This window comes from Paenibacillus sp. IHBB 3054 (genome assembly GCF_051594305.1).
In the GTDB taxonomy this organism is placed as follows: Bacteria; Bacillota; Bacilli; order Paenibacillales; family Paenibacillaceae; genus Paenibacillus_AQ.
In genome coordinates this window covers 336,579-354,799 of sequence record NZ_JBOFBG010000001.1, presented here as the reverse complement: position 1 = coordinate 354,799, position 18,221 = coordinate 336,579, and the positions used below count along the sequence as shown (strand labels likewise).

Genomic DNA, 18,221 nt, shown 5'->3' with positions numbered 1-18,221 from the left:
TCATTTGCGGCTTGCTTCAGGTTCCGTCATCGGACTCACAGCCGTTTCAGTTGTTCATTTGCATGTGATCTTCTTTCATGCGCATAAAGGTCGCGTCCGGATCGGTTTTCTTTAAGGTTGGATTTTAAGTTTGGTTGGTTCAGCAGTTAAGCTTCTAGCTCCGCATCACTTGTTTGAGTTTTTCACTGTTTATCTCAGAAGACTTGCTATAAAGATTGTAAGTGCGTTTCCCGCTTAAACAGCGGAGAGGACGGACTAATTGTGGAAAAGCGGCAGCGGTCGCCTTGGTCTCCGGATTTTCACCGCTAAGGGAAATGGAATAAATCTGGAGAGCACAGCGATTGGAACAACGGTCCGTTCGCGGAGCGTCCACCCAAGTGCTGACGTTGATCCTGCTCAAAAAACGAGGGGTTTCCCAATCAGCCACTTCATGGCTTTGAGCTTCAGTTTGTCGGATCAAGGTAACCGATCATTTTCTGGTACTGTGTTGGGGTCAGACCCGTCCATTTTTTGAAAGTAGTTCTGAAATGCCGCTCTTCCTGATACCCGACTTGCTTGGCAACTGTATATATTTTGTAGTTTTGCTTCAATAGTTCCTTCGCTTTTTCCACACGGAATTGATGCAAATAATCCAAAAAGTTAATCCCTAGTTCTTGCTTGAATAAAGAGCTTAAGTAGGTATTGGATACATAAGTTTCCTTAGCGACAGATTCCAGCGATATACTGGTGTTGTACTTCTGAATAATCCAATCAAGTGCAGCTTGAACCGTTCGGTGAAGAGGCTTCTGCCGGGAGTCAATTTCAACAATGCTTTGAATAATTTTTTGCATAATGGTAGCCAGCTCTTCTAATGTCTCGATAGAGGGGACTTTCTCCACCCAATTAATTAGGTCATCCTTCCATTCGAAGGCGGCATGATTACGTTCCTGTGAGAATTTTTGCAGCTCTAGAATGAAGATCGTGGCCCGCAGATTGACTTCCGTTTTGTCATATTGAGAGGTGTTGCGGATATAATTCAGCCAATGGTCCAGATGATCTAACGCTTGTTCATAATTATGATTTTCCAAGTTGAGCTTTATTTCTTTCTCCAGTTGCTGTAATTCTTCATTCTCCAAGATGGAGGTGTGAACCAGACCGCGCTGATTATATTCGGAAAAAAGAAATACCCCGCCTTTTCCTTTGTAAAACCGGCCTGCCATGGCTTCCATGGCTTCCGCGTACGCGCTATGTACTTCATCCAGAGATGGTTTTACGGAAGAGATGGCTATACTGATGGAAATTTTCAAGAAGGTCTCCATATTCTTTTGGAGTTCTTCCATCTTTTTCTTCAAAGAGGTATCGGTCTCATGATCAGGGATGTTGGCCAGCCATAATAATTCCTCTCCGTAGCTAATCGGTTCTATAAATCCATGGAATAGAGGCAGCAATGTCTCGGTCAGAATATTACTGGCTGCGTATCGAATCAATGCCATATCCCGTTTATATAGTTTGGAGTCATTCCGGTGGGCCGGGGTGTCAATCCGCAGCAATCCAATATGAATCTTAAAAGGCTTAAGTGAGATTCCCATCTCTTCTATAATTTTCTGCCTGTCTTCGAGAAGGAGCGGGGGATTCGCAAGCCACTGATTTAAAATTTGATTTTTAAGCAGCGGAATATTTTTTGTCCAATTCTGATTGAGCTGCTGCAGCGTGGAGCCTTCCCTTTGTTCCTTATCGATCTTTTCCTTCACCATAAGTATGGCTTGGAGAATATCTTCAGGTAAGCAGGGCTTTAACAAATACTCGCTTGCCCCATATCGGACAGCATCCCTCGCGTAATTAAAATCACTGTACCCCGTAAGCAGGATGGAATAGAAGGACAGCCCCTCCTCCTGCGCAGTCTGGATCAGTTCCAGTCCATTTATGTAAGGCATGCGAATATCTGTTAATAATACCTCCGGCTTCCTTTCTCTCATTAATGTCATAGCTTCTCGTCCATCGCTCGCTGCGCCCACAATCTCAATATCGTAAAAGGACCAATCGATCATCTGAATAATTCCTTGTCGGAATGATAATTCATCTTCGGCAATCAGCAACCTGAGCATCGTTTAGTTACCCCCTCTATGGATTCGGATTTGGATACGTGTACCTAGACCTAAGGTGCTTTCAATGTGAAATTCCGTAAGCTCAAAGTACAGATTCAACCTTTCGCGAATATTACTTAAGGCGAGGCCCGAGTGTCCAATGGAAGGAGTAACCGGTTTAGGATGACATAAAATTTGCTTTACCCGTTCTGGGGTCATGCCCTTCCCATTATCAACAACCTCCAGTACGATCCACGATTCCTCTGCATAACAGGCTACCGAAATCAGTCCGCTTCCTTCTAAAGGTTCTATGGCATGAATGATGGCGTTTTCAACAAGGGGCTGCAATAATAATTTGGGGACTTGGAAATGACTGATCTCTTCATCCAGGGTGACGGAGAAATGAAATCTGGTAGTAAAACGTTTCTTTTGCAAAAATAAATAATTCTCGATGAATTCAACCTCCTGATGAAGAGTGGCATTGTCTTGGCCGTTATTCAGACTTAACCTAAACACCTGGGACAAAGATTGAACCATTTCTGCAATATCCCGCTCATTCTTCTGCATCGCCGCCCAGCTTATCATATTTAAAGTGTTGTACAGGAAGTGAGGATTGATTTGCGATTGCAGCGTTTTAAGCTCTGCTTCTTTCTGCTTTAGGTGTGAAGTATATACATCATCGATTAGGGTTTTGACACGCTTGACCATCGTATCATACCAATAACCCAGTTGGCCGATCTCATCATTCCCCGAAAAATTCACCCGCTGACTGAAGTCTCCAAGCTGCAGCTGCTTCATCGAGAGAATTAATGTTTTAACAGGGTTCGTAATGATTTTGGCGATTAACCAAGTGCACAGTATCATTACCAGCGTAAACACTGCCATAATAAGAACAGTTATAGATTTGATATAATCGAGCTCTTTCAATAAATCCTTTTTATTCTGTATCACCAAAGAGTGCCAGCCCGTCAGCGGGGAAGTGGTCTGAGAGACAACCAAGTCATCTCTATCCAGCAGGTAGCTGAGCGCATCATCTTTTGAGAGTGCAGGTTCAGCAGATTGGAAATAGGGCAGATCGCCAATATGTTCACCCAAATTATCCAACTCCGTAGAAGCCAGAATCACACCATCGTCATTGATAACCAGTTGATAGGCATTATTTTCTTTGCGGAAAAGATTATTGCTGAGTTGATCGGCATCGATCCCAATCATTAGCACACCGATTCGTTTATAGGTATTGAAATCCTTAAAGGGCTTGATCATCACGAGTTTATAATGTCTGTCTCCATGCAGCAGGTGATCCTCAGGGGACAACATATCCCATATAGGTTCACCGGCAGATTTCATAATGTTCTTGAAAAACCGGGTTTCTTGAAACTCGGCGAAGGAGGCAGCACTGGCAATACCGGTTTGTGTAATGGCGAACGGCCCACTATCTTCTTGACCCGTAGACAAGCGATAAACAAGCAAGGATTGAAAGGATTCGCTCGAGACCATCAATGGGAGGAGGGATTTGTAGATTTGCTCTCTTACTTCGAGTGTATCACTGGTGGTCACCAAATGTTGTAAGGATGGATTGAGAAACAGGAAGTTACCTGTGCTAATAGTACCGCTGGTGATAAAATCAAGCTGGTTTGTAGTTTTGGCAGCCATGTGGCTTTGCGCTTGACGGATTTTATCGACGATTTCATTGGCGGCAATATAATAGGAATAAAGGCCAGTTAAACCTACAGTAAAGATCAGCAGAGGGATGACCCAGATCAGTAGTTTATACTGCAGTGAAATGTCTCGATACCGCGTCACGATAGGTTTAATATTATCTCACCCTACTTTACATAGAATATCATCAGTATAACTACAAATAAGGTAATAATATATGTGCTGTCCCCTAAATTTTAGAAATAATAACTTCTCAAGAGGTGGGGAAGAGGATGAGGATGAAAAAGAAATACCGCGTACTATCCATACTGATCATAACCGGTTTGACAGCTTGCGCAATATTTAGTATTACGAATATGAATTCCAAGACACCAGCAATAAAAGATCAGAATAATACAGGGGCACCGGGAATTGTCACGCTGAAATTGTTCACAGCCCTTGCTGACCGCAAGAACGGACAGGGGAAAATCGAACAGCAAATCATAGACGCTTATATGAAAGAACATAGAAATGTGAAAATAGAAGTCGAGGCATTGCAGGATGAGCCTTATAAATCCAAAGTTAAAATATACGCTACATCGAATGCTCTTCCGGATATTATTCAATCCTGGGGGCAGACCTCTTTCATCAAACCCTTAATTGATGCAGGTTTGTTGGCTAAGCTGAACGAGCCGGATTATACCTCCTACCATTTCGTCTCCGGCTCACTTGATGGATTTAAGCAGCATGGTGAATTATACGGGTTACCTAGAAATACCGACTTCTTTGTGATGTATTACAATCAAAAAATATTGGCCGACACCGGAATCTCGGTTCCTGGAACAACACAAGAATGGTTTAAGGCAAGTAAGAAGCTAAGAGAGAAAGGCATTAATCCCATCACAACCAATGCCGTTGAAGGCTGGTCACTACCGATCTGGTTCGAATACATCGCTCAGCGGCATACGGGTGATTTCAGCAAAATGGACGAGGTTCTCGCGGGCAAAGCTACCTTTACAGGCAATGAACAATTTCTTGCAGCGGCTAAGGAATTACAGCGGTTCCAGAAAGAGAAGACACTTGCGGACGGCTTCCTGACTGCGGATTACGGCGCAGCCCGCAACTTGTTTGGACAAGGTAAAGCGGCTTTCTTTTTGATGGGGAGCTGGGAATCCAGTCTTGCTACGGATGAGAATTTCTCGGAAGAATTCCGGAATAATGTTGCAGCTGCACCGTATCCCGCTTCTGACAGGGGCAAGCTGACGGATGTCGCAGCCTGGTTTGGCGGGGGATATTCGATCTCCGCCCATTCGAAGAATAAAGAGGAGGCTGTACAATTTTTGAAATACTTCTACGATCCAGAGAATTGGGCGAAGCTTATTTGGCAAAGTGGAGCAGGGATACCCGCTCAAAAATTCGATCAATACCTGACTGGGGCAGAAAATAAGCTGCAAAAAGGACTGGTAGACATCTTTAGCTCCATTTCAACTTCCAGCGGGACCCCCCTCCAGGATCAAGGAAGTAATGAATTTAAAAATAAAGTAATGGAGGCCCATCAATCCTTAATGGATGGAAGATGCACTCCGGCAGAGTTTTTAAAGAAACTTGATGAAGCCGCTAAAATGAATCAGTAGCTGGAAGACGACTTACCCGACGACCCAATAGGACGGTTTCCAGTGCAGCCTTATATACTTTTATACGCAGTTCCTCTGGTGACCTGACGATCACATGGGGACCCAAGGACAACATGATTCGGCAAGCTGCTTCTATGACGTTAAACTCAGCTTCGACCTCCAGCCATGCAGAATCCGGGGATTCATCTATGGACAGCAATGTAACAAAGCGTTCCTGCCTTAACGCTTGAAGGGAGGAAGACTTTAGCGTGAATTTGGCTTGATAACTGGGAAGGGCGGATTTGAACGATACTTTAGACAACTCCCAGTAACTCGTCAGCTCAAAATCGTCAGGTCGTGAATAAGCTTCCTCTAATATTTGGGCAGCAACGATTCTCGAAACCCGGTAGGTTTTGAACTGCTCCTCATGCTGCCCGATAACATACCATACCCCCCGTTTCGCCACCAAGCCCAGCAGTCCAATGATTCTGTTCTTTATTTCCCCATTGCGCAGATAAGAAATACTTACTTTCCGGTCTTCCCAAAGAGCTGCCTGTAAGGTTGAAAGAAAAGGGAAGCTTTCCTCGGATGAAAGCCATCCTTCACTGTCTATATGAATACGCTGGTTAAAATAGTTGGCGGAAGGGGATTTATTCCCTGAGGCAGCAGCCTCCAGCTTGCGCGATGCAATCGTGAAATCCTCATGAATACCAAGATCCTTCAAGATTGCCGAATCGGCAGAGAGCAGGAGAGCGCCTATTTCGTTGGGCTTCATTCCAGTTAAGGAAGTGCGGTAGCCTTCGGTGAGCATCCAGCCTCCCTCCCGGCCTCGTTCAGCCAGCACAGGTATTCCGGAGGCACTAAGCGCCTCCATATCACGAAATATTGTCCGCTCGGACACCTCCAAGGTGCTGGCCAGCTCACGGGAGGTGACTTTGCCGCGGTTTTGCAGCAGAAGCAATATGGATAATAAACGGTCGGCTCTCATACGTCCTCCTCACAGGGGGGATCCCCCTAATTTCAATCTTTTTTCATTTTATCATATATATATGTCAGTTGATGTCATATATAGAGTTTATGATGAGTATAGCAAGCAGAAGAACCAATGATACTAAGATCAACAATGAAGAGGGGAGCGGTAGTATGACAAATCTGCAAGGGAAAGTGGCACTGGTTACCGGAGGAAGCAGGGGAGCCGGCAGGGGAATAGCTTTGGAGCTGGCAAAGGCAGGTGCGTATGTGTATATCACAGGCAGAAGCACAGGGCTTTCGCACGAAGAAAGGCGTAAAGGGACGATAGACAGTGTTCTTGATGAAATCAAGGCGGTTGGAGGGCAGGGTGAAGCGATCCGCTGCGACCATACCCGGGATAGTGAAACGGAAGAAGCCATCCGGCGGATAGCGTCGGAGCAGGGCAGGCTGGATATCCTGGTCAACAATGTATGGGGCGGCAATGAGCTGTCCATCGAAAGCAAACCCTTCTGGGAGCTGCCTCTGGAACATTGGGGCCATATGTTTGATGCGGGAGTCAGAGCGCAGCTGATGACCAACTATTACGCGATTCCGCTAATGAGAAGCAACCGGCAGAGCGGTGGTATTATTATTCATACAACGTATTGGGACCACTACAAATACATTGACAACTTCTATTATGATCTGGCTAAAAATGCACTGGTTCGCATGGCCTATGGATTGTCGGTAGAACTTGCGGCAGACGGTATAGCCGTGATCCCGTTGTCGCCCGGCTGGATGCGGACTGAACTGGTGCTGGAGAGCCTCAATACAGATGAAGAGCATTGGCAGGATGTGCCTGGGCTGCAAACCAGTGAGTCCACAGCCTATATCGGGCGGGCCGTGGTTCAGCTGGCTGCAGATCCAGAGGTAATGTCCATAACGGGAATCCCGCAGCAGGTAGGCAACCTTGCGGTACAATACGGATTCACCGATGCTGACGGGCGGCTCGTCTCGGTCTTCAAAGTTCCGGAATAAACAAAAATCGCTCTTTTGAAATGGCTGCAGGATGCCTCCATTTTCGAAAGAGCGATTTTTTTGCTAATACCCAGAACTATAGATCATACGAATTGGCTTCTATAGCAGAACTACCTCTTCGGCGGTGTTGATTTCCGGCAAGCCAGCCAGCTTCACAAGCACATGCTGCGGCACCTCTTTATCCACGGTCAGAAGCATGATAGCTGCACCACCGACAATTTTACGCCCCACCTGCATCGAAGCGATGTTGACATCGTTTTGTCCGAGCAGAGTGCCGACGAGACCGATAATCCCCGGCTTGTCGTTGTGGGAGATTACAATTTGATGGCCTTCCGGAGCGATATCAACCGGGAATTTATTGACCTGGACAATGCGTTCACCGTAGCCCTGGAGCAACGTTCCGGCTACCAGGCGTTCTTCATCCGGTTCGGCCTTCAGGGTAACGGTGATAAGGTTAGTGAAGCCCTTGGTCTTGGAAGCCTTTGTCACGACAACATTCACATCACGCGTTTTCGCCAGATGCATGGAGTTGACGATGTTGACATCACTGCCGAAGTGGCGGGTGAACACGCCTTTTACAATATAGCGGGTCAGCGGCTGTGTATCCACATCCGAGAGATCCCCGGCATATTCAACATGAATTTCACGAATAGCGCCGTCCGTCAGCTGTGTTGCAAAGCTGCCAAGTTTCTCACCCAGTGTGAAGTAAGGCTGAAGCTTGTTCATTACGCTTGGCGCAACCGGAGGAATGTTTACAGCGTTAATGAACGGCTCGTTGCGCAGAATATGCAGCACCTGCTCCGATACATCGATGGCTACATTCTCCTGGGCTTCTACGGTCGAAGCACCCAGATGCGGAGTCACGATGATTTTTGGATGGGAGAGGAACGGGTGATCCGCTTGTGGCGGCTCTTGCTCAAATACGTCAAATGCTGCTCCAGCGACGATGCCGCTGTCAATGGCTTCAACCAACGCCATTTCGTCGATTACGCCGCCGCGGGCACAGTTGATGATGCGCATGCCTTTTTTCATCACTTCGAACTGCGGGCGGGAAATCATATGACGGGTTTCAGGTGTTAATGGTGTGTGTACGGTCATGAAATCAGCGCCACGGACAATGTCATCAACGGAGGCCAGTTTCACTTCGAGCTTCTCCGCGCGGTCCGGAGTCAGGAACGGGTCATAGGCGAGAATGTTCATGCCGAAGGCTTTGGCCCGTTTGGCCACCTCGCTGCCGATCCGTCCCATGCCGAGAACACCTAGTGTTTTGCCGCGTAGTTCTACGCCGAGGAATGTCTTTCTATCCCATACGCCGGAGATCGTTTTGGCATAGGCTTGGGGAATGTGCCGGGCGAGTGCCATCATCATGGCAAAAGCATGCTCACAGGTCGTAATCGTATTTCCGTCCGGCGCATTGATGACCACAACGCCATGCTGCGTTGCCGCCTCCAGTTTAATATTGTCGACACCGACGCCGGCGCGGCCAATGACCTTCAGGTTTGTGCCTGCGGCAATAATTTTCTCGGTAACAGTGGTTTGGCTGCGTACGAGCAGGCCGTCATATTCGCCGATGATTGCAATAAGCTCTTCTTCACTAAGTCCAGTCTTCTTGTCTACAGTCACGTCGTTTGCGTCCATCAATTGCTGAATGCCCAAATCACTGATTGGATCCGATACTAATACTTTAAACATGGTTTCTTGTCCCCCTTAAAGTGATAAAGCTTAATATGCCAAGGATGCCCTGATAAGGCAATCCACAGTACCTGAAGCATCAAAACGGGTAAAAAGCATGTCGGAATAACGAAGTAACGCGCTGTCGCATAAAAGAAAGAGAGTGTAGGAGGACGGTCTTCTGCCAATTTTGGGCCTTTTAGGCCAAAAGACGGATTCCGGGTAACAAAAAAACTCCCAACCCCATACTACTGCCGTAGTAAGGGACGAGAGTTGTCGTGGTACCACCCTAATTCACTGCAACGTTGAAGAAGCAGCCTCATTGGCCTGCAAAGGCCACACTGGTAACGGAGATGATCCGATTGCATCTACTTATAGTTCGATACAATATCTCAGGAGCGCTAAAGATATCTGTATGCCACCGGTTTGCACCACCCACCGGCTCTCTGAAGGCTTCCAGCATCCTTGTTCCATCATCGGTTTTGCTTGATTAATTTTTTCATAATGTAACATGGTCGCACCAAAAGTGTCAATAGGCTTATTACAACATGCCTGCCTTGAAGTTGGCTTCATTTTTCGTTATGATGCAATATACTAGTCTTATTCATAGAAAAACGGAAGCTGCGGCATCGTTTCTTTGCCGTAAAATTGTTCCCGCCACTTCATGAAGTCTTGCTCCTGTATAGCTCCGGTAGAAATAAGCAGTGTAACAGAGGATTGGACATCCTGCAGCTTCAGGGAGCTGGCCATGCCGGAGTAGATCATGTCATCTATTTTGGCCGTGATATCCTGCGGATCATAGCCGGCGTAAATTCCCCGATTCAGCATCATTTCGGCGATGGAAGCATTTTTAAGCAGGAGCGGCATCTTCTTCCATTGGATGAAGGAGAGCGTCTTCAGTTCACTTGGTACCGCCGGGATTTTGCTGTTGGTCTTGGAACCCCACTTCAGCATGGAATCATAGAAATCCTTCTGGGCAAGCAGCCCGAATTGCATGGCACTGGCCGTGAAGTTATCGTTCTTCAGCGCTTTGGCTGTTTCTGTGCCTGATGATCCAGCAGATACCTTGTTGGAAGCCTGGGAGAAGAGCGTCAGGCTCTTAAGTATGTTAAGCTGGGATTGATACAGGAGTGGCGAGCCACTGAAGATGGAATCCTGGTTAACCTTCTCATATTGCTTGTCCGCCAGAATACTGAGATTTTTCAGTGTGGCCGCGTTCTCACGGGCATCCGTGCTGCGTGACAAACTGTCTACCTCGTTGTTCCAATTTCGCTTGAATTCACGATACGGCAAAAATACGTTATGATAGAAGGTAACAAGATCCTGCTGCTGGTAAGATCCGGAGAATTCCTCCGATGCGCCGTCAGCTTCAATCAGGTGGGAATATTTAGCTTCTGTCTTGTCTGCACCTACTTTCACTCCCGTAAAGAAAGCGGCGAAAGCGCATATCAGGAAAAATACAAAACCTAGTGTGTATAACATTTGAGTGCGGGAGGTACGACTGGTCATAATTAGTGCTCCTTCTTCTATGGAAATTATCTTATGTAAAAACAATATAGAACAGGCAGGTTACAATGAAAAAATTCAAATTAGGTGACATAAAGATTAAAAAAGCCGATCCTCAAGCGTTAACCGACAAGCTGCTGCTGATCAATCTCTACATTACACAGGGCCTTACCTTATTTATCGGTTTGATATGGATATTATTGCAGAAAAGAAATCCGTTTGACATATTAAATTTTCCTAACAGTGTAAATTTTGTGTACTGGGGCCTTGGTTTGGCAGGAATTATGCTGATTGTGGATTTTATTCTGACTTATATTGTACCAGAAGAAAGCATGGATGACGGAGGAATTAACCAGTTGTTATTCGGCAACCGCCCTTTGTGGCATATTGTTGTCATCGCAGCGGTTGTTTCAGTTTGCGAGGAACTCCTGTTCCGCGGTGCCATTCAGCATGGACTGGGTTCCTACTGGACGAGCATTCTTTTCGCAGTTATTCATGTGCGTTATCTGCGGCACTGGATTCCGACCGGGTGGGTATTCCTCAGCAGCTACGGTCTTGGCTATATATACATCCATTCCGGAACGATTTGGGCACCAATTTTATGTCATTTCTTCATCGACCTGTTCTCAGGTCTGGTGATTCGCTACAGGAGGGTATCATGAGTGACGACTTAAGCCGGGTGAAATCCCGCCAGAAAAAATATAAAGGCGAAGGCCAGGCTCCGGTCAAAGGTAAAAATAGTAAGCAAGCTGCCGTATCTCCCCCCAAAGAGACGGAAGCGCCTGTTCTTGTGTCCGGTACGCTGTCAAGGAAGGCCCGGCATTCCAGCACCGCAGCTAAAACCTCCGTAAAGCATGATAAAGCAGAGCAGGAGGGGGAGGATACGCCTTCCCGTGCGCAGACCTACCCTTCGGAACGTATCCGCCTGAGTAAAATCTTCGTCAACTCGTTGATCGTAATGTTTGTCATGCTGCTGGCTTCGCTCTTTTGGTGGGGATTTGAAGGAGCTCCTGAATTGAGGACTCTATGGTAACCGGCTGGGTCATAATTATTATGGCGGCCCTGCTCCTGTTGCTGGGCATAGCAGCTGCAATTATGGTAGTTTCGGCATTTAAAAAGAACATTATTGCCGAGGAAATATCTCTCGGTGCACTTCCAGCGGAATTTGACGGTTACCGGATTCTGTTTATCACGGATATTCATCGCCGCCGGCTTCCCAAAAAACTGCTCGATCCCTTACATGGAAAAGTGGATGCTGTTTTTCTGGGAGGTGACTTGACGGAGAAGGGGAGTCCCATAAACCGCCTCGTTGATAATATGGCGCTTGTGGCTTCACTTGCACCTGTGTATGCCGTTCACGGTAACCATGATTACCGGGCAAATATTTCGCTGGTGGACAATATTATCCGCGGCAGCGGGGCCAGCCTGCTGATCGATGAGAATATATCACTTGAACGGGGAAATGAATGTCTGCTGCTGACCGGTGTGGATTTCCCAAAGAAAGGCGGCAAAAAAGCGTATGCCCCTCTGGCTCCGGTCCCTGAGTCACTCTCTTCATGCTGCCGGATTATTCTAGTTCATGATCCGCTTTGGGTGTCCCAGCAGCCAAACTTGCCCGCAGACCTTATCCTGGCCGGCCATACGCATGGTGGACAGGTGGTTCTGCCATTGATCAGGCAGAGGCATACAGATCCGTTCTACCAACAATATAATGCCGGAATGTACCGGCTTGAGCGGAAGGACGGCTCTGGAGCATTCGTCAAAATGCTAATCAGCCGCGGCTTCGGCACCGCTCATCTGCCGCTGCGCTGGGGCAGTCCGGCAGAAATGCATGTACTGACCCTGCGCAAAGGGCGGGAGCAGCTTGAGCAATCTGGCTAAGAGAGCGGATTAGCGGCGCTGGCCTGCACTGGATCGGGTTATGTATGCAGATAAACAAGAGGTATCCTCCGCAACATGCGCTGGATACCTCTTGTTTATTGTCTTCTATATAGAACAGGGCCGCAGCAATACTCAGCGCATCTTCAGCTCAATGCTGCGCGGATCTACGAAGCTGTAACCCTTGGCTTCCAGCTTCGTAAGCAGCGTATCCAATGCTTCCACGGTCCAGGGAAGCTCATGCATCAGGATGTTGCTTCCGGAATGAAGCTGGTCGGTAACATTCGTAATCAGCTTCTCCGTTTTATTGGCATCCTTTTCTTTCATTTCCCAGTCAAGTGATCCTACGGACCAGGTCATATAAAGCAGTCCGTTCTCTGCCGCCACCTTCTTGCCGACATCGCCGCCTGCTCCATGCGGGGGACGGAAGAAATGCGGGGTTTCGCCTACAACTTCCTTGACAATCTTCTGCACATCCTCAATCTGTTTCTTCACTTCGGTATAGGGTTCGTCCTTCAGCTTGATATGATCCCAGCTGTGATTACCGATAATACCGCCCCGGCTATGGATAAGCTCCAGCAGCTTGGGATGTTCTTTGACGCGGTAGCCGTTCACGAAGAAGATCGCTTTAGCCTTGTGTTTGTCCAAGGTATCCATCAGCAGATTGATCATTTCGGCTTCCTTCGGGCCATCATCGAAGGTCAGCAGGATGACTTTCTTGTTGGTGCCTTCTTCATTCGGAACAATGTCGTAATTTTTGTTCATATGGTACAGGAGCGGGATTTCTGCTGGATTTGTCTCTCCGCTTGGCTGAGCGGTACCTGCATCGCCGGAAGTCGTGGCCTGCCCATCCGTGGCTGTGCTTCCGCCCGCAGTCCCTCCGGTGTTTGAAGAGCCGGCTGGTGTCGCCTGAGGTGAGGCGCTTGCCTCCGCAGCATCATTCCCCTGAGCGGCTTGAGCCGTAGCTGATGGCGATGCTGTTTCAGTTGCCGCCGCTGTCGGCTGAGCATTGTTGTTCACTGTCTTGCCGCTGTTGTCGCCGTTGCTGCAGGATGCCAGCAAAATGGCGGTCAGCAGCAGTGCTGATGTCGCTTTAACCACTTTTTTCATCTCGCTTTCTTGTAACTTTGCTGTATGAGTAGGAATCTTTCCGCGAACACTAAGCTTGATTTTACCATACAAGGAGGTTAGAGATATGAATACTTCGTCATTTTTATGCGGAGTGGTGATGGGTGCAGCCGCCAGTATGATTATGTCCAAAAAACGCAGCGCCATGATGTCCTCGCTCGGGTCAAGCGGTTCGATGCAAGGAGCCGGTGAAAAAGCGAAGGACAAAATTCTGGGCATGGCCATGACCGGATTCGGAAACACCGCCGCCGGCGGCAGCTCCCAGGACAAGGGTTCGCATGAGCCGAAGAGCAGTGCCGATCACAAGGGGGAGTCCACGGTTAAATCCAAGGAAGCCAACCTCAATATGCTGAAGGATTTCATCCGCAGCAACCCTGATGTAAAGCATGAAGTAGAGCAGATTCTCAAAGAAACACATACAGCGATACCGGGTTTGTAACCGCAAAGCAAAGTGCTAGAATCATTTTGGGGAGGATTCCATCCGCAAAATGATTCTTTTTTTATCAATAAACCGGCACAATTGGGTGATTAAATATATTTATTTACGTGCATTTATGGCAGCAAAATGATAACATACATACATAGTAACCATTTTTGGCTCATTACTCGGGACTCATCATACATTAATATCAAATGAGCTTGCAAAAGGAGGATCCTGTCATGAGAATAGAGCGATTAAGTCAAGATAAGATACGGATTTTCCTCACTTTTGACGACCTGAGCGAGCGGGGCATCCAGAAGGAAGATATGTGGCAGGAAGTTCCCAAGGTGCATGACCTTTTTACGGAAATGATGGATCAAGCGTATAGTGAACTTGGTTTTGACGCTACCGGTCCGCTTGCCGTAGAAGTGTTCGCAATGCCCGCGCAAGGTATGGTCGTTATTGTGACCCGGGGGAAATATGATCACCATCAGTACGGTGCGCCCGGAGAAGAAGAATTGCCTGAAGAGATTTATGAAATGGAAGTTACTCTTGAACAAAGCGACTCCATTGTGTATGCATTCCGCGATTTTGAGGTTCTGGTTGAAGCGGCACATGTACTCATAGGCAATATTACTTCCCAGGGGAAACTGTATTCTTATAACAATAAATGGTATCTTTACTTCGATCCGAAGGAATTTGAGGAGCCGGCATTATCTGGACTTGTTGCCGTATTGGCAGAGTTCGGCGATTCTTCGCCGGTTACCGAGGCCGTACTGGATGAATACGGAAAGACGGTTATGGCCGAAAATGCGATCCAGTTGTTGTGCACTCACTTTAAGCGCCAGGAATAACAATTGAGGAACGGCAGGACAGCAGGTGCTTTCTGCCTTTCTTCGACCATTGGAAGATAATGCAGGAGAAATGGGTAGAGTTTCAGGGGAGGTTATTCGGTGCTTTGGTTATCGGTCATTTCGTCGGCAGTGGCACCGGGACTTGCCCTGCTGACTTTTTTCTATCTGAAAGACAAGTATGATCAGGAACCGCTGCATATGGTGGTCAAGGTGTTTTTGCTTGGACTGCTGATTGTTTTTCCGGTAATGATCATTCAGAGAGGTCTTACGCTTGGGCTGGACAGTGGACCTTATGTCGATTCTTTTCTGATTTCCTCCGGGGTGGAGGAAGGGTTGAAGTGGTTTGTGCTGTACCATATGATTTACAACCATACCGAATTTGACGAGCCATATGATGGAATACTATACGCCGTGGCGATTTCGCTCGGTTTTGCAACAATAGAAAATGTAATGTACGCCTGGTACAGTCAAGCTTCAATAGGTTCAATGATTATGAGGGCGCTGCTCCCGGTGTCGGGACATGCAATGTTCGGGGTCATTATGGGCTACCACATGGGCAGGGCCAAGTTCTCGAAACCGGGCAAAGGCAGAGGAATATTGCTGGTCTCTCTGCTGCTGCCATGGCTGTGGCACGGAATCTATGATTTTATCCTCAGCACGTCGCCCAATTACTGGATTTGGTATATCGTACCTTTGATGGCCGTACTGTGGTACGGAGGAATGGGCAAGGTGGCGCGGGCCAACAACCGTTCGCCGTTTCGTTTTCTGAAGCGGGAGGAAGAGGTTAACCTGTAATAGAGATGGACACACTTAAACTTGAAGGGTAGTTCCCGTAAGCAAGGAATTCCAGAGAGGAGCGAGGTGTCTTTTTTTTGCGCGTAAAAGTTCGGATTGTCTGTAAGCAGTGCGGCGAGAGCTACATATTAAGAGGAAACAAGGAAGAGGGAGTCATCCAGACCGGCTTCAAGCAATGTCTGTGCAACAGCAGCAGCGGATTTCAGATCGAGGAATGTGGCTGAAATGCTGTTTGGAAGTATTCTCTTGATATTATCGGCCTGCCGGGTGCATAAGACTTCTCAGTTATTGTCAAACTAACGGCAATAAGCTACCGAAAGGAGTCTTGCAGCCCTATGTACAAAAGATTAAGTGCCATAATGTTCCCGCTTACCGCGCTTTTGCTGATTGGCGCACTGGTGTGGGGGTATCAGGAGAACCAGGAGAAAAATTCGATTCTGATTAAAGCGGAGAACCAGTATCAACGGGCTTTTCACGATCTCTCCTATCATGTGGAGCGGCTTCATGGAGAGCTGGGAAACACACTTGCCGTCCATTCGGCCTCTAACGGTGTGCACCGCAAAGGACTAGTCAATGTATGGCGGCTTACCAGCGAGGCGCAGAATGAGATCAACCAACTGCCGCTTATGCTGCTGCCGTTTAGCCAAACGGAGGAGTTCCTCTCCAAGATCTCCAATTTCTCTTACAAAGCGGCTGTCCGGGATTTCACCAAGAAGCCGCTGACCGAAGCTGAGATGGGAAATTTAAAGGCGCTCTATAAGAATTCGGGTGAAATCTCCAAGGATCTGCAGGAGGTACAGAACAAGGTCATCAGCAATAAGCTGCGTTGGATGGATGTTGAGTCAGCCCTTGCTACAGAAGAAAAGGCGGAAGACAATACAATTATTGATGGCTTCAAGACGGTAGACAAGCGTGTGGCGGCCTATCCTGAGCTGGACTGGGGCCCCTCTGTTGCCAGTATTTATGACAAGCGTTCAGTCAAGAAACTCGGGGGTAAACCTGTCACGGCAGAGGATATCAAAGCCAAGGCTGTAAAGTTTGCCGATAGTGGTGCTAATACTAAGGTGGATGTTAGGGAAAATGGCAAAGGAACCGAATGGGCTTCCTATACAGCTACAGTGACACCACCAAATCACAAAGCTCCCATCAGTATGGACTTCACGGTGGAGGGCGGACTGCTGATTTCGTACAATGACAATCGCGAGGTCGGACCAGCCAAGGTATCCATGAAGCAGGCTGTCGCCAAAGCCGGGGAGTTTCTGAAGCAGAAGGGCTATGCCGGCATGACGGCAGTCAGCGCTGACAGATATGATAATTTGGGAAATTTAACTTTTGTAAGCAGCAAAGACGGTGTATTGATTTATCCTGAGAAAATGACGCTGCGCGTCGGGCTGGATACCGGAGAAACCGTTGGCTTTCAAGCCAGCGATTTTGTCCGCGAGCATCAGGAGAAACGTGAAATTCCAAAACCTGAGCTGTCCCTCGCCGAGGCCAGAGAGAAGCTGAATCCGGAATTCAAGGAGCTGTACAACCGGATGGCCTGGATCGAGAATGAGGATGCCGTGGAACTGCTGACCTATGAATTTGGCGGCAAAATCAACGGTTCGCAGTATCGGATTTACCTCAATGCGGCGGATGGAAATGAAGAAGCGGTCGAAGAGATTCGCACCTCTTCGGGGGCTCAGGATAAATAAATGAAGCCTGTCTGCACGGGATAGAGGAGGGAGGGGCGGTTCCTTTAGGGGATGCCGCCTCTTTTTTTCTTTCTGCTGTGCAATAATATTTCTAACCGGAGGGCAAACGGCCATGCTATAATCATGAAGAATTAATTACTAACTCTGTGGCGGTGACATGATTGTATCCCAAAATTAACGAATATCTATACATACAGATTGCTTCCAGCGATGCGGCTGAAGCAGAACTAGAATATAGATCCAGAATTGCAGATATGGAAGATGAGGCCTTGCTGATTGAAATTCCAATGCAGGCCAGCAACGGGCGGCTAAAAAAGCTGTTTATAGGGGACGAGCTCTCTGTATATTTTCTTACCGAAGGCGGAATCAAAAATTATTTCAACACGCATGTACTCGGCTTTAAAGAGGATGTTATCCGGATGGTCCGGGTGCGCAAACCGGAAACGGATGCCATCTTCAAAATACAGCGCCGCAGCTTCTTCCGTGTAAATGCCGAGCTTGAACTGGCGGTGAAGGATTCGCTGGGCAGCCGTTTTTTGGTGCGGACCGATGATATCGGAGGAGGAGGAGCTTCTTTTCTCAGTGATCCCAAAGTAAAGGTGGAGGTGGGAGGCAAGCTGTTCTGTTGGCTGATGGTCCCTTACCGAAATGGCAGCACCGAGCATGTGAACTTTGAAGGTGAGATTGTGCGGATAAAGCAGCTGGAAAGCGGGCGTAATCTAGTCATGTTAAAGTTTGCTGCCATTTCGGATTCCGAGCGTCAAAAAATAATCCGCTACTGCTTCGAACGCCAGTTTGATTTCCGCGACCGTTAATGTTAAGCCGCCTAAACGCCCGAAAAAGGCATCAAAATAGCCTTTTTTATGCTGAATTAATGCTATGCCATTTTGCACTGAGGTATAAACTGTGGTATAATTTTATAGGTCGCAGGCAATGCCTGCTTTTTTCTTGATAAGATCATCAAGTCCCTA

Annotated in this window: 17 protein-coding genes and 1 other annotated feature; of the genes, 11 read left to right on the top strand and 6 right to left on the bottom strand. The window is 47.5% G+C overall.

The annotated features are described in order from the left end of the window. Positions 1-443: 443 nt before the first annotated feature. Both ACQ76X_RS01870 and ACQ76X_RS01865 read right to left on the bottom strand, forming a co-directional pair. Entirely contained in the window at positions 444-2,084 is a 1,641-nt protein-coding gene (locus ACQ76X_RS01870; RefSeq protein WP_438491117.1) for a response regulator transcription factor, read from the bottom strand. A 3-nt stretch (positions 2,085-2,087) separates the two neighbouring features. Next, positions 2,088-3,866, bottom strand: coding sequence for a sensor histidine kinase (locus tag ACQ76X_RS01865; protein ID WP_438491116.1), 1,779 nt, complete (start codon positions 3,864-3,866; stop codon positions 2,088-2,090). A 128-nt stretch (positions 3,867-3,994) separates the two neighbouring features. On the opposite strand from ACQ76X_RS01865, the gene ACQ76X_RS01860 reads away from it, so the two are divergent. Further along, positions 3,995-5,335: an ABC transporter substrate-binding protein gene (locus ACQ76X_RS01860; protein WP_438491115.1), complete on the top strand. Its 1,341-nt coding sequence runs from the start codon at positions 3,995-3,997 to the stop codon at positions 5,333-5,335. Here ACQ76X_RS01860 and ACQ76X_RS01855 read toward each other — a convergent pair. Beyond that, positions 5,319-6,302: a helix-turn-helix transcriptional regulator gene (locus ACQ76X_RS01855; RefSeq protein ID WP_438491114.1), complete on the bottom strand. Its 984-nt coding sequence runs from the start codon at positions 6,300-6,302 to the stop codon at positions 5,319-5,321. The two genes, ACQ76X_RS01860 and ACQ76X_RS01855, sit on opposite strands and share 17 nt — an antisense overlap. Before the next feature lie 155 nt (positions 6,303-6,457). Between ACQ76X_RS01855 and ACQ76X_RS01850 the strand changes: the two genes are divergently transcribed. Next, positions 6,458-7,303 (top strand): SDR family NAD(P)-dependent oxidoreductase, encoded by an 846-nt coding sequence (locus ACQ76X_RS01850; RefSeq protein ID WP_438491113.1) that lies wholly within the window; start codon positions 6,458-6,460, stop codon positions 7,301-7,303. 99 nt (positions 7,304-7,402) lie between these two features. On the opposite strand, the gene serA is transcribed toward ACQ76X_RS01850, so the two are convergent. Then, positions 7,403-8,995 (bottom strand): phosphoglycerate dehydrogenase, encoded by a 1,593-nt coding sequence (gene serA / locus ACQ76X_RS01845; protein ID WP_076109875.1) that lies wholly within the window; start codon positions 8,993-8,995, stop codon positions 7,403-7,405. Between the two features lie 238 nt (positions 8,996-9,233). Continuing rightward, positions 9,234-9,460, bottom strand: a binding site (T-box leader). A gap of 114 nt (positions 9,461-9,574) precedes the next feature. Further along, the gene (locus tag ACQ76X_RS01840) at positions 9,575-10,483 is read right to left on the bottom strand and encodes a hypothetical protein (protein WP_438491112.1); all 909 of its coding nucleotides are present in this window, start codon (positions 10,481-10,483) and stop codon (positions 9,575-9,577) included. A gap of 65 nt (positions 10,484-10,548) precedes the next feature. Between ACQ76X_RS01840 and ACQ76X_RS01835 the strand changes: the two genes are divergently transcribed. Genes ACQ76X_RS01835 through ACQ76X_RS01825 form a run of 3 tightly spaced genes read left to right on the top strand, consistent with a single transcriptional unit; the run spans position 10,549 to position 12,361 of the window. Continuing rightward, positions 10,549-11,142: a lysostaphin resistance A-like protein gene (locus ACQ76X_RS01835; RefSeq protein WP_438491111.1), complete on the top strand. Its 594-nt coding sequence runs from the start codon at positions 10,549-10,551 to the stop codon at positions 11,140-11,142. Then, the gene (locus tag ACQ76X_RS01830) at positions 11,139-11,513 is read left to right on the top strand and encodes a hypothetical protein (protein WP_438491110.1); all 375 of its coding nucleotides are present in this window, start codon (positions 11,139-11,141) and stop codon (positions 11,511-11,513) included. Before ACQ76X_RS01835 ends, ACQ76X_RS01830 begins: the two co-directional genes overlap by 4 nt. Further along, positions 11,507-12,361, top strand: coding sequence for a metallophosphoesterase (locus ACQ76X_RS01825; protein WP_438491109.1), 855 nt, complete (start codon positions 11,507-11,509; stop codon positions 12,359-12,361). The genes ACQ76X_RS01830 and ACQ76X_RS01825 overlap by 7 nt, the downstream gene beginning before the upstream one ends. Before the next feature lie 132 nt (positions 12,362-12,493). Here the strand turns inward: ACQ76X_RS01825 and ACQ76X_RS01820 are convergent, their stop codons facing one another. Next, positions 12,494-13,459, bottom strand: a complete 966-nt coding sequence (locus tag ACQ76X_RS01820) for a polysaccharide deacetylase family protein (protein WP_438491591.1) — start codon at positions 13,457-13,459, stop codon at positions 12,494-12,496. A gap of 94 nt (positions 13,460-13,553) precedes the next feature. On the opposite strand from ACQ76X_RS01820, the gene ACQ76X_RS01815 reads away from it, so the two are divergent. From ACQ76X_RS01815 to ACQ76X_RS01790, 6 genes are all read left to right on the top strand, one after another. Further along, on the top strand, positions 13,554-13,925 hold the full coding sequence (locus ACQ76X_RS01815; protein ID WP_342436244.1) for a hypothetical protein: 372 nt from the start codon (positions 13,554-13,556) through the stop codon (positions 13,923-13,925). A gap of 221 nt (positions 13,926-14,146) precedes the next feature. Further along, positions 14,147-14,761, top strand: coding sequence for a genetic competence negative regulator (locus ACQ76X_RS01810; RefSeq protein ID WP_038594550.1), 615 nt, complete (start codon positions 14,147-14,149; stop codon positions 14,759-14,761). Between the two features lie 99 nt (positions 14,762-14,860). After that, positions 14,861-15,556 carry a glutamic-type intramembrane protease PrsW gene (gene prsW / locus ACQ76X_RS01805; protein ID WP_038594548.1) on the top strand — a complete coding sequence of 232 codons (696 nt, stop codon included), beginning with the start codon at positions 14,861-14,863 and terminating at the stop codon, positions 15,554-15,556. A gap of 77 nt (positions 15,557-15,633) precedes the next feature. Further along, positions 15,634-15,780: a hypothetical protein gene (locus ACQ76X_RS01800; protein WP_179091702.1), complete on the top strand. Its 147-nt coding sequence runs from the start codon at positions 15,634-15,636 to the stop codon at positions 15,778-15,780. Positions 15,781-15,891: 111 nt separating this feature from the next. Next, positions 15,892-17,250: a germination protein YpeB gene (gene ypeB, locus ACQ76X_RS01795; protein ID WP_438491108.1), complete on the top strand. Its 1,359-nt coding sequence runs from the start codon at positions 15,892-15,894 to the stop codon at positions 17,248-17,250. Between the two features lie 161 nt (positions 17,251-17,411). Further along, on the top strand, positions 17,412-18,065 hold the full coding sequence (locus ACQ76X_RS01790; RefSeq protein ID WP_438491107.1) for a flagellar brake protein: 654 nt from the start codon (positions 17,412-17,414) through the stop codon (positions 18,063-18,065). The last annotated feature ends 156 nt before the right edge of the window (positions 18,066-18,221 follow it).